Consider the following 12568-nt stretch of genomic DNA (forward strand, 5'->3'; position numbering starts at 1 on the left):
TGCGCCGTCTGTCAGCCGATGTCAGCAGTGGCGCGCGAGCCGCAGGCGCGCATCCTCGCGCGCGGCGGGCGACAGTTCGGGCGCGTAGTGGAATGAACCCGACACGAGCGATGCGACGGGCACGCCGTCGCGGAACAGCACGCGATTGCCGGCCAGCGCCGGCACCTTGTCGCCGGGCAGCAGCGTGCCGGCGAGATTCAACGGGTCGGCGCCCGTCACGCATATGTACTGCCCGTCGCCGGGTTGCCGCCGCAGTTCGCGCAGGATCGGAATCGCCTCGGGCAGCGCGAACTGCTCGCCCGCGAGCCCGGCGACGAAACGTCCACCGCGAATCTCGCCGCGCGCTTCGAGGCGCTGCAGCACGCGCGCGAGTTCGCGCCAGCTCGGCAGCCAGTCGGCCTCGCGTTCGAGCAGCCGCCAGAACACGACGCCGTAGCGGCGCAGCAGCGTCCACGCGATGTGTTCGAGCGCGTCGGGATCGGTCGCGGCCGGGCCGCGTTTCGGCGTCGGCGCATCGTCCGGCGGCGCGTGACGCTGCACGAGCGCCCAGCGGCCCGCATCGTCCATCCCGCCGATCAGCGCGCCGCCGCGCCGCGTGCGCGGCGCATAGGTCGCGCTGCGCTTGACGGCCGGCTTCAGCAGCGCACGCAGGCCCGCGTAGCTGTCCGCATTCACGAGGCCGGCCGACACGAGCTCGCCGAGTGCCTGTTCGAGTTCGACGGGCAGCATGTGCAGGTCGTCGAGCAGCGCATCGAAAAACATCGCGCCGTGCGCGGCGAGCGCGTCGCGTACCTGCGTGGCCCGCGCGGACAGCGCCGGTTGCGCGTCGGGGTCGCGCAGTGCCTGCCATGCGGCGAGGTGGCGGCGCGGCAGCAGCACGATCGGCGTCGTCTTCACAGGCGTGCCGGCCGTGCGCGCCGGTGCGCCGATGCGGGTCCACACGAGCTTGCCCGAGCGGCACAGCTCGTCGAGGCCGCCCGCCATGTAGTCGGTGAGCCGTGCGGGCAGCAGCGCGTCTTCCCACGCGCTTGCCGCGGCTTCGTAGCCTTCGAGTTGTTCGACCACGGCCGCGAGTGCGTCGCGGCCCGTGCCGCGCGTGTCCGGCGTCAGGTGTTGCCAATGGAACAGGAAGCGCATGAAGTCGGCGCGCTCGACCGGTTCGATCTCGCGGCGCAGCCGCTTCACCGTATAGCGATGAATGCGCGCGAGCAGATGGCGTTCGCACCATTCGTCCGTCATCGCACCCGGCGTGAACCGGCCGCGCATCACATAGCCTTCGCGCTCCAGCGCCGCGAGTGCCGTCGCGATCGACGCCGGCGGCAGGCCGAGCGGTGTCGCGATCGCGTCGAGCGCAAGCGGCCCGAAGCCGGTGAGCCGCGCGCGGACCACGTCGACGAGTGCGGCATCGGCTTCCCACGGTTGCGCGCAGGCGGCCGGCACCTTGAGCGCCGGCGCCACGCGCGCGTCGGGATGCAGCGCGCGCAGGCATACGAGCCGTTCGACCGGCACCCACAGCGCGGCGCCCTCCGGCGCGACGAGTTTTGTCGCGCGGCGGCGCTCCGCGAGTTCCGCGAGCCGGTCGGGCCAGCCTTCGTGGGCCTGTGCTTCGCTGTCGGCGACGCATGCGAGCGTGAGCAGCGCATCGTGCATTTCGTCGGCGTCGCGCACGAGCGGCCATGCCTCGTCGCGCACCGCATCGATCGCGTCGGCGTCGAGCGCGCCGAGATCGTCGGCCGATTCGGGATCGCTCCAGCGGCGCGACTGCACGGCCTGCGTGCGGCGTTCCTCGAGCGGCGCATCGTCGAGGAACGCGTAGGGTTTCGCGTTCAGGATCTCGGCCGCGAGCGGCGACGGCGCGGGCAGGTCGCGCGCGACGAGCTCGATCGCGCCGCTTTCGATCCGGCGCAGCAGCGCGAGCCAGCCGTCGGTGTCCATCGCGTCGTGCAGGCAATCGTCGAGCGTCTGGTCGACGAGCGGGTGATGCGGTATCTCGCGTTCGCCGACGATGTTCTCGAGGCACGCGACCTGATCCGGGAACACGGTCGCGAGCAGATCCTCGCTCTTCATCCGCTGCAGTTGCGGCGCGGTGCGCCGGCCGCCCGTGAAGCGCGGCAGCGCGAGCGCGGTCGTCGCGTTCCAGCGCCAGCGCACGCCGAACATCGGCGCGTCGAGCAGCGCCTGGACCAGCACGTGCTCGGCGCTGGCCGAACGCAGGTAGCGCCACACCTCGTCGAGCGCGAAGCTGTGCGCGAGCGACAGCGACAGGATGATCGCGTCGTCGGTCGCGGCGGCCTGCAGCTCGAAGTTGAAACTGCGGCAGAAGCGCTTGCGCAGCGCGAGCCCCCACGCGCGGTTGATGCGGCTGCCGAACGGCGAATGGATCACGAGCTGCGTGCCGCCCGATTCGTCGAAGAAACGCTCCATCACGAGCGTGTCCTGCGTCGGCAGCGCGCCGAGCGCGGCGCGCGTGCGGGCGAGGTAGTCGGCGATCTGGTGCGCGGCGTCGGGCGACAGGTGGAGATCGTCGATGAGCCAGCGCAGTGCCGGCGCGAGGCGGCTTTCGGCGGGGGCGATCGCGGTGCCTGTTGCGGTTTCCGCTTTGGCTGCCGCCTTGCTCGCGGCGTTACTGCTTGCGCGCTTGCGTCCGCCGATGTCCGCTTGCCGGTCGCCGTCGGCGAACAGCCCGTCGAGCCGTGCACGCAGCCGGCCGACCGCCGCCGACAGCTCGTCGCTGCGCCCCGGCGCCTCGCCGAGCCAGAACGGAATGTTCGGCGACTGGCCCTGCGCGTCCTCGACGCGCACGCGGCCCGTCTCCACGCGAATGATCCGGTACGACTGGTTGCCCAGCTGGAACACGTCGCCGGCCAGGCTCTCGATCGCGAAATCCTCGTTGACGGTGCCGACCTGGATGCCCTGCGGTTCGAGCAGCACTGCATAGTCGGCCATGTCGGGGATCGTGCCGCCCGACGTGGTCGCGGTCATCATCGCGTTGCGGCGCCCGCGCACCGTACCGCCGACCACGTCGCGATGCAGGTACGCGCCGCGCACGCCGCGGCGGCTCGTGAAGCCTTCGGCGAGCATCTTCATCACTTCGTCGAAGCGCTCGCGCGTCAGCCTCCCGTACGGCGCCGCGCGCGTGAAGCTCGCATACAGCGCGTCCTCCTGCCATTCCGTGCACGCGACTTCGGCGACGATCTGCTGCGCGAGCACGTCGAGCGGCGCTTCGGGAATCCTCAACGTGTCGAGTTCGCCGCGTTGCACGCAATCGAGCAGCGCCGCGCATTCGACGAGTTCGTCGCGCGACAGCGGGAACAGCCGGCCCTTCGGCACGCCGCCGACGTGGTGCCCCGAGCGGCCGACGCGCTGCAGGAACGGCGCGATGCCGCGCGGCGAGCCGACCTGGCAGACGAGATCGACATCGCCGATGTCGATGCCGAGTTCGAGCGATGCGGTGGCGACGAGCAGCTTCAGTTCGCCGCGCTTCAGGCGCTGCTCGGCATCGAAACGGTGCTCCTTCGCGAGACTGCCGTGATGCGCGGCGATCGCTTCCTTGCCGAGCCGGTCGGCGAGATGGCGCGCCATGCGCTCGGCAGTGCGCCGCGTGTTGACGAACACCAGCGTCGTGCGATGCGCGGCCGCGAGCCCCGCGATCCGGTCGTATATCTGTTCCCACACGTCGGTCGCCATCACGGGTTCGAGCGGCACGTTCGGCAGTTCGAGCGCGAGGTCGCGCTCGCGCGTGTGGCCCGTGTCGACGATCGTGCAGTCGCGCGGCGCATCGGCCGGGCCGCCGACCAGGAAGCGCGCGACCGCGTCGATCGGCTTTTGCGTCGCCGACAGCCCGATGCGCGGCAGCGCATGGCCGGCCAGCGCGTCGAGACGTTCGAGCGACAGCGCGAGATGGCTGCCGCGCTTGGACGATGCGAGCGCGTGGATTTCGTCGACGATGACCGAGCGCACGTTCGACAGCATCTGCCGCCCCGATGTGGACGACAGCAGTACGTACAGCGACTCGGGCGTCGTGACGAGGATGTGCGGCGCGCGCTTGCGCAGCGCGACGCGCTCGGCCTGCGTCGTGTCGCCGGTGCGCACGGCGGTGCGGATCGCCGGCACCGGCAGGCCGAGTTGCGCGAGCGATTCGCCGATGCCGGCGAGCGGTGCGTCGAGGTTCACGTGGATGTCGTTCGACAGCGCCTTCAGCGGCGACACGTAGACGACGAGCGTCGCATCGGGAAGCGCGCCGTCGTGCGACAGCGCATCGCGCACCAGATCGTCGAGCGCGCACAGGAACGCGGTGAGCGTCTTGCCGGAGCCGGTCGGCGCGGCGACGAGCGTCGAGCGGCCGGCCTTGATGTGCGGCCACGCGAGCGCCTGCGCGCCGGTCGGCGCGGCGAACGTGCGCCGGAACCACGCGGCGACGGCCGGGTGGAACACGTCGAGCGCACTGGCGGCAGGGCGGGTAGCGGTGACGTCCATCGGAGCGTTGAAATGGGGTGCGAGCGCGCGGACGGATCGCGCGCGAATCGAATCGTCAGTGTGCCAGACGTCGCGCGTGCGTGCCGGGCATCGCGTGCCGTTCGGGCACGCGTGTCGACGATTCAGATCGAGATGGGGGCCCGCATCGCACTTTCAACGATGGACGTAAAGTTGCGTGCGCGCCGGCACGCCGATATCGCGCCGAAGCAACACTACTACACGCGACTACACGCGATGCAGCCAGCCGAGCCAGTGTTCGAGCAGCGGCGCGCGTGTCCACAGCGATTGCGCGAGCCACAGCGTGCCGCCCCATGCGGCGGCCACCACGATCAGGTCGCAATGTCCGCTGTTCCACAGGTTGAGCGAATGGCGCCGCCAGATCCACGGCACGCCGAGCGGGTTCGGCCAGTCGGCGAGCAGGTGCATCACGCCGCCGCACGCGAAGCCGAACAGCGGCGCGGCCCACAGCGGATGCGGATGATGGGTGAGCCCATGCCACCCGAGCGCGAGCAGCGCGATCCAGCCGATGCCCCAGTGCGTGATGGTGCGGTGCGTGATCCACAGCCGCCGCTTGCGGGTCCACCATGCGACTTCGAGCCAGTCGGGCGCGGTGCCGCCCGCGACGCCCGATGCGAACGCGGCGAGCATGCCTGCGTGCCACGGGCCTGTTGCGCCGGTCTGTGCGACGAGGACGGCGGCGGCGACGCCGGCCGCGAAGCCGGACGCATGATGCGCATTGTGTGATGCCATAGGGAATGAGACGAAGAAACGTGAAGCGGAGCGTGAGCGAAAGAAAACGATGCGGCGCGAAAGCGGGGCGCCATCTTCTCAGATCGGGCTGGGCAACGGGCGGCTCGTCCGCAGATTTTTTTGTATGCATGTGTTGCATGCGGCGCAGTTCGCAACTTTCCGTTTTGTGCGTTGCGTGATGACGCGTACCGCATGCAATTTCGACCGGTTCGTATGCATGCTGCTGCGCTGCTGCGTGACCGGACGCACCCGATCGATGGGCTTTCGCGCCGCGTCGCGTGTTCGACCCTTTTTGTCCCCCTATACTACGAAACCGGCATATGGCCGTCGGCGCGCCTGCGGCTATAAACGGACAGGTGCTTTTCCTGCCTGAAGGAGATCCACATGGGGGACATGCAATGACTACGCTGAATCGCTTCAAATCATCCGCGGTCGTGCTCGCGACGGTGGCCGGCATCGGTTTCCTGCCGAACGCGCCCGTCTATGCGAAAGGTCCGCAACCGGCGGTCCTGACGAGCTCGGCGGTCGCGGTGGCCGACAAGTACAGCGCGGATGCCGCGGAGCGGATCTTCAAGGAAGGCGGCAACGCGATCGACGCGGCCGTCGCGATCGCATTCACGCTCGCCGTCACGTATCCCGAAGCCGGCAACATCGGCGGCGGCGGCTTCATGACGATCTACAAGGACGGCAAGCCGTACTTCATCGACTACCGCGAGCGCGCGCCGCTCGCCGCGACCAAGGACATGTACCTCGACAAGGACGGCAACGTCGTCAAGGGCATGAGCCTGTACGGCCCGCGCGCGGTCGGCGTGCCGGGCACGGTCGCGGGCATGTGGGAAGCGCAGAAGCGCTTCGGCAAGCTGAAGTGGAAGCAGGTGCTCGCGCCGGCGATCCACTATGCGCGCGACGGCTTCGTCGTCGACGAGCAGCTCGCGCAGCGCGGCGTCGACGCGTCGAAGGAGTTCGGCGGCAAGACCAACTTCGACAAGTACTTCTCCGGGTTGAAGGCCGGCGTGAACTTCAAGCAGCCCGATCTCGCCGACGTGCTGACGCGAATCTCGAACGACGGCGCGGAAGGTTTCTACAAGGGCAAGACGGCCGAGCTGATCGCGGCTTCGATGAAGACCGGCGACGGCAACGGGCTGATCACCACCGAGGATCTCGCGCAATACCGCGCGGTGTGGCGCCAGCCGGTGCAGGCGAAGTGGAACGGCTATGACGTGATCACCGCGCCGCCCCCGAGCTCGGGCGGCATCGGCCTCGTGCAGCTGCTGAAGATGAAGGCCGACCGCAAGCAGGATTTCGAGGGCGTGAAGCTCAACTCGCCGCAGTACATCCACCTCGTCGCGGAAATCGAGAAGCGCGTGTTCGCCGATCGCGCGCAGTATCTCGGCGACCCGGACTTCTACAAGGTGCCGATCGCGCAACTGACCGACGACGCGTACATCGCGAAGCGCGCGGGCGAGGTCAATCCGAAGGAGCCGTCGGACACGAAGAGCGTGCAGCCGGGCCTTGGCACCACGATGCCGGAGAAGGCCGAAACGACGCACTTCTCGGTCGTCGACAAGTGGGGCAACGCGGTGTCGAACACGTATACGATCAACGGTTATTTCGGCTCGGGCGTGATCGCCGACGGCACGGGCATCGTGCTGAACGACGAGATGGACGACTTCTCCGCGAAGCCGGGCGTCGCGAACATGTTCGGCGTGGTCGGCAGCGACGCGAACGCGATCGAACCGAAGAAGCGCCCGCTGTCGTCGATGTCGCCGACGATCATGACCAGGAACGGCAAGGTGTCGCTCGTGATCGGCACGCCGGGCGGCTCGCGTATCTTCACGTCGATCTTCCAGGTGATCAACAACATCTACGACTTCAGGATGCCGTTGAAGGAAGCCGTCGGCGCGATGCGCTTCCATCACCAGCTGCTGCCGCCGAACACGATCTTCTGGGAGCCGTACCACCCGATCGAAGGCGAACTCGCGAAGCAGATCGAGGCGCGCGGCTACACGCTGAAGGGGCAGGACTTCAGCGGCGACATCCAGGTGATCAAGATCGACGGCAAGACGCCGGAGGCGATGGCCGACCCGCGCGGGCGCGGGGTGACGCGGGTGATTCACTGACTGGGCGCGTGCGGTCGCGAATGGCGGCCGCTTGTGCATCGACGAACGCCGGGCCGATGCCCGGCGTTTTTTTGTGCGCGGCTTGTTCGGCGTCGCGTGCGTGCTCATCCATCTCGGCAAGCAGAATGCCACGTGCCAGATTCAGTGTCGGCCGTTCATGTTGACGAGCGCAGCGTCTAGCCATGACGGCGGGCTTCATGGGGGCGTCAGTTTCAGTGAACATCGATACAAAGCCGTGGGCGGTGATGTCTCGTGCCAACCATGCTTAATCGAATGCTGTCGGGGTAGACCGAACGTATCGGCAAATATCAAGAGAATGCGTGCGCCGGTGTTCGCCGTCGGCGCGAGCTACCAGATCACGCGCCGGTTCTGTATCACCGGGATGGTTACCTCCATCCCGATGCGTACGAAGATTACGTTCGACATCAGCCAGCCGAACCGGACGCTCGCATCGAATACGCTCGACATTTCGACGAACCCGGTGCTAGCCAGGCGGTTTTCATCAAATTGACGCGCGACACTGAGATAATGGCCGAGTTAGGCTGCGTCAATGATGGAAGGAGGCCCCATGGGCGATAACGATACCCGCACCGAGACCGACAACCTCACCGATATGGAATCGATGGAGACGCGTCAGCGCCGCTTCGAGGAAGACCTCGTCGATGCTTACGACGAAGAGCTCGAGATGGAACTCGACGACCGCCGCTTCGACAACGGCGAGGACCTGCTGTTCTCGCTGGAGCGTCGCGAGGCGCGCAAGGAGTATTTCCGCGAGCTGTTCCGGCTGCAGGGCGAACTCGTGAAGCTGCAGGACTGGGTCATGACCACCGGGCACCGGCTCATCGTCATTTTCGAAGGGCGCGATGCGGCGGGCAAGGGCGGCGTGATCAAGCGCATCACGCAGCGGCTGAACCCGCGCGTCTGCCGGGTCGCCGCGTTGCCCGCGCCGAACAACCGCGAGCGCACGCAATGGTACTTCCAGCGCTATGTCGCGCATCTGCCGGCCGGCGGCGAGATCGTGCTGTTCGACCGAAGCTGGTACAACCGGGCGGGCGTCGAGCGCGTGATGAATTTCTGTACCGACGACGAGTACGAGGAGTTTTTCCGTTCGGTGCCCGAGTTCGAGAAGATGCTCGTGCGCAGCGGGATCCAGATCGTCAAGTACTGGTTCTCGATCACGGATCACGAGCAGGAGGTGCGCTTCCAGGCCCGGATCCAGGATCCGCTGAAGCAGTGGAAGCTGAGCCCGATGGACCTCGAAAGCCGCCGCCGCTGGGAGGCCTATACGGCCGCGAAGGAAGAGATGCTGCAGCGCACGCATATTCCCGAGGCGCCGTGGTGGGTCGTGCAGGCGGTCGACAAGAAGCGCGCGCGGCTGAACTGCATCCACCACCTGCTGGGCCAGGTGCCGTATCACGACGTGCCGCGCCCGACGATCGATCTGCCGCAGCGCGAGCATCACGAGGATTACATCCGCCGGCCGGTGCCGGACAACATGATCGTGCCGGATATTTACTGAGCGGCCGGGCGGGTTGGGGCGGCGCCGAGGGGCGAGCCGCGCAAGGCGGCGCGCGTTACTCCCGGATCAGGAAGGCGGCCCGGTCGCGCCCGGCAATCCATGCGGGTGCGCGGCCGCGCCCGCTCCACGTTGCGCCCGACACGGGGTCGCGATACTTCACGCCGACGGTGAACAGCTTCGCGCGGTCGCTGTAACCGTGACCGAAGATTTCACGTGCGGTCAGCGCGTAGCTCGTGACGAGTTTGCGCACCTGCTCCAGCACCACATTGCGTTCGCGGCACCGTGCCGCCTTGATGCGCTGATCGAGTTCTGCAAGCTGGGCTTGCAGTTTTTGGATTTGCTGCATGCGTCCGTTATCCCGTGGCTGATTTGATTATTGGCGACGCGTGGTGAGCTGCATGGCAGCACGCCCGGCCATGGCGTACTGCGTTGGCCGGAGGCGCATCTCATGCTGCGTGCTCCGACCTGCCGACAAGGCATTTGCGGAGCGTGTCGCCGGGAACCCGGTGAGATTAAGATTCGGCGCGCTGTTTTTCTATCGGACGTATCTGAATTTTCGGCTGAATTTGCATGAGGCCGTGATGGCGAGGCGGGAGGAGGCGCGTCGGTTCGTTACAGCTCCGGAAACCCCGACCGCCCCTGCGTCAGGTCGAACAGCTCGGTTCTCGCATCGGCCTCGGCGGTCTCCGGCAGCTTGATCACGAGCTTCACCGTCATCCCGTACGCGCTGTCCACCAGTTCATACCCGGCCTGTTCGATCCAGCGGCGCACACGCGCTTCCTCGGGATAGCCGATCTCGATCGCGAGCCGCGTCTGGCGGATGCGTTCGACGCGCTCGGCATCGAGCAGCGCCGATGCGATCGCATCGGTGTACGCACGCACCAGCCCGCCCGCGCCGAGCTTCACGCCGCCGTAGTAGCGCACGACCGCACCGAGCACGCCGTCGAGATCGTGATGGCGAAGCACTTCGAGGATCGGCCGGCCCGCGGTGCCCGACGGCTCGCCGTCATCCGACATGCCCGACTGGCCACCCGCCAGCAACGCCCAGCAAACGTGGGTGGCGGTCGGATGCTCGTTGCGCAGGCGCTGCAGCACCTGCATCGCGGCGTCGCGGTCGTCGACGGGAATCGCGTGCGCGATGAAGCGGCTCTTGCGGATCTCGAGTTCCCGGGTGGTGGCGGTGGCGAGCGTATAACTCATCGAAGGGAGGGCGTGCGATCCAGCATCGGGGTCACGGCAGTCAATTTTGAGGTGCGGCTGAAATGGCGGGCGTCGGCGGACCGTCAAACGGCCGGCGGATACTCGGTGTGCTCCGCATTTTATCTCACCGCGAATTGCCTTCCGGCCTATGCTCGGCCGAACCGGCGCGTGGTGCGCGTTGCTTATCATGAACAATATTGGACGAGGCGAAATTTTGGCCGATTGACAAACCATATTAAATGCCCCGGATTCACCGCCGTCCGATGTTGATTTTTTGTAACACGTCTGTTACAGTTCGGCCCCACCGGAATGCCGGTGGTTAAGTAATGCTGATTGATAATCCGGCTGCTGCGTTGTCCGGCGATTTTCCTTTATTTTCCCGATGGGCATGCCGTGTTGTCTGCGCGTTTCGGCCGAAAATAGCAATCGGCCGTCGGACACCCGGTGACGCGGAATACGAAAAACCCCAAAGAAAACAAGTCTAATCGAGAATAATAATGGCTGATTTGCATTGGACCATGCCGATCGCCAGATGGACGTCGATTTCGACCGCGGGGGTGCCGGGCGTCGAAGCCCTCGATCCGATGGTGCGTCGTCGATTGAGCCGGTTATCGCGGCTCGCGCTGCAGGCCGCTTGCGACTGTGCGGACGTGACGGGGGCATTGCGCGTGGTATTTGCGTCACGCCACGGCGAACTGGCGCGCACGACAACCATTCTCGATGCTATTCAGGCCGGTGAGCCGGTTTCTCCGACGGCCTTCAGCCTGTCGGTACTCAATGCGGTCACGGGCATCTTCGGTATCGCCCGTCGCGACCGATCGCCTGCGACGGCAGTCGCCGCCGGGCACGAAACCCTCGGCTATGCGCTGCTTGAGGCATTCTGCCAATACGAAACCTCTTCCGTGTCGCCGGTGCTGCTCGTTCATGCGCATGAGCCGGCCGACGCTGTCTACGGCGATGTCGGGGACGATCCGCAAAGCGGGGGAATCGCGATCCTGGTCGACGCGACCGCGCCGGCCGGCTACTTGACCTGCGACGTCGCGATCGACTGCGCAAATGATTCGCCGACGGCGGGCGGTGTGGAGGCCGATACGCAGAGCGCGGCGGTCCGGCATTGCCTGGCCGAACGTGTCGCCACGACATGGCGCGGCGGCGACGCGTACTGGCGCTGGAGCTGGCATGATCGCGCGGCTTGATTTCGGCTGGCGGCTCTTCGCGACCGGTGCCAGCCTGGCCTTCTTCGTGCTGTGCGGATCGGTTTTCTCGCTGGTCGCCATCACCGCCGCGGCGCTGTGGCCGCATCGCCGCTCGCGTCAGCGAGTCGTAACGTTTGTTATCCATTACTTCTTTCGTCTGCTGGTCGCATTGCTGCAACGCATCGGCGTGATGCGGCTGGAAGTGTCCGGCGTATCGCGCCTAGTCGAAGATGGTCCGGCAATCGTCGTCGCCAATCATCCGACCTGGCTCGACGTGATGGTGCTGTTGTCGTTGACGCCGAAAGCATGCTGCGTGGTCAAGCGCGGGCACTGGGGCAATCCATGCTTCTGGGGTATCGTCCGGGCGGCCGAATACGTGAGCAACGCCGATGCCGTCGAATTGGTCGAGTCCGGCGCGCGGCAACTGGCGGCCGGCTACACGATGATCATCTTCCCCGAGGGCACGCGCAGCCCCGGCGGCGACCGTCTGCACGCGTTTTCGCGCGGCTTCGCGCACATGGCGCTGCAGTCGCGCGTCCGGATCCTGCCGGTGCTGATCGATTGCGATCCGCCGGTATTCACCAAGACGCTGCGCTGGTATCACGTGCCGTCGCGCGCATTCCGCATGCGGATCGACGTGCTCGATCCGATGAATACGGATGGATTGACTGGCGGCGCTGTGGCGCCATCGATCGCAGCCCGCACTATCGCGCACGAAGTGGAAACGCACATTACCCAACACCTGTTTCGGCATGGATACTTTAAAACTGCAAATTAAGCAGCTTCTGATCGAGATGCTCGATCTCAACGACATGACCATCGACGATATCGGTGACGACGTGCCGCTTTTCTCGACCGACGGAATCGGACTGGATTCGGTCGATGCACTGGAAGTCGGGATCATGCTGCGCAAAAAATTTCAACTGTCGATCGCGGCGAACGATGAGCACGCGAAGGCGCATTTTCGTTCGATCAATACGCTGGCCGCGTTCATCGTGAGTCAGCAGGCGCATCACGCGCCGCAGGAAGCCGTGCCGGCAAAAGGGGTGTGACACGTGACCGACGCAGAAATCCTTGAGCGCATCCGCGCCATCTTTCACGAGAACTTCGCGATCGAACCGGAGCGCGTGACTGCCGATACGCATCTGTTCGACGAACTCGATCTCGACAGCATCGATGCAGTCGATCTCGCCATCAAGCTTCAGGAAATGACGGGCCAGCGCATCAAGCCGGAAGAGTTCAAGTCGGTGCGAACCGTCGGCGACGTGATTGCCGCGGTTCACGCGTTGCTTGCACGCGCCGGATGA

General features: G+C 66.3%; 11 protein-coding genes. 7 read left to right on the forward strand and 4 right to left on the reverse strand.

What is annotated here, in order from left to right; genetic code table 11:
• Positions 1-21: 21 nt before the first annotated feature.
• Together MRS60_RS18805 and MRS60_RS18810 are read right to left on the reverse strand one after the other, a co-directional pair.
• Complete coding sequence (locus MRS60_RS18805; RefSeq protein WP_243566384.1) at positions 22-4476, reverse strand: DEAD/DEAH box helicase; 4455 nt, start codon at positions 4474-4476, stop codon at positions 22-24.
• 225 nt (positions 4477-4701) lie between these two features.
• Positions 4702-5226 carry a metal-dependent hydrolase gene (locus MRS60_RS18810; protein WP_243566385.1) on the reverse strand — a complete coding sequence of 175 codons (525 nt, stop codon included), beginning with the start codon at positions 5224-5226 and terminating at the stop codon, positions 4702-4704.
• Between the two features lie 398 nt (positions 5227-5624).
• On the opposite strand from MRS60_RS18810, the gene ggt reads away from it, so the two are divergent.
• Genes ggt through ppk2 form a run of 3 tightly spaced genes read left to right on the forward strand, consistent with a single transcriptional unit; the run spans position 5625 to position 8865 of the window.
• The gene (gene ggt / locus MRS60_RS18815; protein ID WP_034179743.1) at positions 5625-7346 is read left to right on the forward strand and encodes a gamma-glutamyltransferase; all 1722 of its coding nucleotides are present in this window, start codon (positions 5625-5627) and stop codon (positions 7344-7346) included.
• 31 nt (positions 7347-7377) lie between these two features.
• Entirely contained in the window at positions 7378-7857 is a 480-nt protein-coding gene (locus MRS60_RS18820) for a hypothetical protein (RefSeq protein WP_243566386.1), read from the forward strand.
• A 57-nt stretch (positions 7858-7914) separates the two neighbouring features.
• Complete coding sequence (gene ppk2 / locus MRS60_RS18825; protein WP_034179734.1) at positions 7915-8865, forward strand: polyphosphate kinase 2; 951 nt, start codon at positions 7915-7917, stop codon at positions 8863-8865.
• Positions 8866-8920: 55 nt separating this feature from the next.
• On the opposite strand, the gene MRS60_RS18830 is transcribed toward ppk2, so the two are convergent.
• Positions 8921-9211 (reverse strand): H-NS family nucleoid-associated regulatory protein, encoded by a 291-nt coding sequence (locus MRS60_RS18830; protein WP_243566387.1) that lies wholly within the window; start codon positions 9209-9211, stop codon positions 8921-8923.
• Between the two features lie 266 nt (positions 9212-9477).
• Complete coding sequence (locus MRS60_RS18835) at positions 9478-10065, reverse strand: IMPACT family protein (RefSeq protein ID WP_034179732.1); 588 nt, start codon at positions 10063-10065, stop codon at positions 9478-9480.
• 497 nt (positions 10066-10562) lie between these two features.
• Here MRS60_RS18835 and MRS60_RS18840 point away from each other — a divergent pair, with 497 nt between their 5' ends.
• From MRS60_RS18840 to MRS60_RS18855, 4 genes are read left to right on the forward strand one after another with little or no spacing between them, the layout of a single operon-like run.
• Positions 10563-11261: a beta-ketoacyl synthase chain length factor gene (locus MRS60_RS18840; protein ID WP_034179731.1), complete on the forward strand. Its 699-nt coding sequence runs from the start codon at positions 10563-10565 to the stop codon at positions 11259-11261.
• Complete coding sequence (locus MRS60_RS18845; RefSeq protein WP_034179730.1) at positions 11245-12039, forward strand: lysophospholipid acyltransferase family protein; 795 nt, start codon at positions 11245-11247, stop codon at positions 12037-12039. Before MRS60_RS18840 ends, MRS60_RS18845 begins: the two co-directional genes overlap by 17 nt.
• Positions 12014-12313, forward strand: a complete 300-nt coding sequence (locus MRS60_RS18850; protein WP_034179729.1) for a phosphopantetheine-binding protein — start codon at positions 12014-12016, stop codon at positions 12311-12313. Before MRS60_RS18845 ends, MRS60_RS18850 begins: the two co-directional genes overlap by 26 nt.
• 3 nt (positions 12314-12316) lie before the next feature.
• Positions 12317-12568 carry an acyl carrier protein gene (locus MRS60_RS18855; RefSeq protein ID WP_034179728.1) on the forward strand — a complete coding sequence of 84 codons (252 nt, stop codon included), beginning with the start codon at positions 12317-12319 and terminating at the stop codon, positions 12566-12568.

The organism is Burkholderia pyrrocinia (assembly GCF_022809715.1).
GTDB lineage: Bacteria > Pseudomonadota > Gammaproteobacteria > Burkholderiales > Burkholderiaceae > Burkholderia > Burkholderia pyrrocinia_C.

What these genes read in the sequence shown, in the direction of transcription:
- ppk2 (WP_034179734.1), top strand. Translation starts at nt 7,915, where the DNA reads ATGGGCGATAACGATACCCGCACCGAGACCGACAACCTCACCGATATG.
- MRS60_RS18850 (WP_034179729.1), top strand. Translation starts at nt 12,014, where the DNA reads ATGGATACTTTAAAACTGCAAATTAAGCAGCTTCTGATCGAGATGCTC.
- MRS60_RS18810 (WP_243566385.1), bottom strand. Translation starts at nt 5,226, where the DNA reads ATGGCATCACACAATGCGCATCATGCGTCCGGCTTCGCGGCCGGCGTC.
- ggt (WP_034179743.1), top strand. Translation starts at nt 5,625, where the DNA reads ATGACTACGCTGAATCGCTTCAAATCATCCGCGGTCGTGCTCGCGACG.
- MRS60_RS18835 (WP_034179732.1), bottom strand. Translation starts at nt 10,065, where the DNA reads ATGAGTTATACGCTCGCCACCGCCACCACCCGGGAACTCGAGATCCGC.
- MRS60_RS18840 (WP_034179731.1), top strand. Translation starts at nt 10,563, where the DNA reads ATGGCTGATTTGCATTGGACCATGCCGATCGCCAGATGGACGTCGATT.
- MRS60_RS18830 (WP_243566387.1), bottom strand. Translation starts at nt 9,211, where the DNA reads ATGCAGCAAATCCAAAAACTGCAAGCCCAGCTTGCAGAACTCGATCAG.
- MRS60_RS18845 (WP_034179730.1), top strand. Translation starts at nt 11,245, where the DNA reads ATGATCGCGCGGCTTGATTTCGGCTGGCGGCTCTTCGCGACCGGTGCC.
- MRS60_RS18805 (WP_243566384.1), bottom strand. Translation starts at nt 4,476, where the DNA reads ATGGACGTCACCGCTACCCGCCCTGCCGCCAGTGCGCTCGACGTGTTC.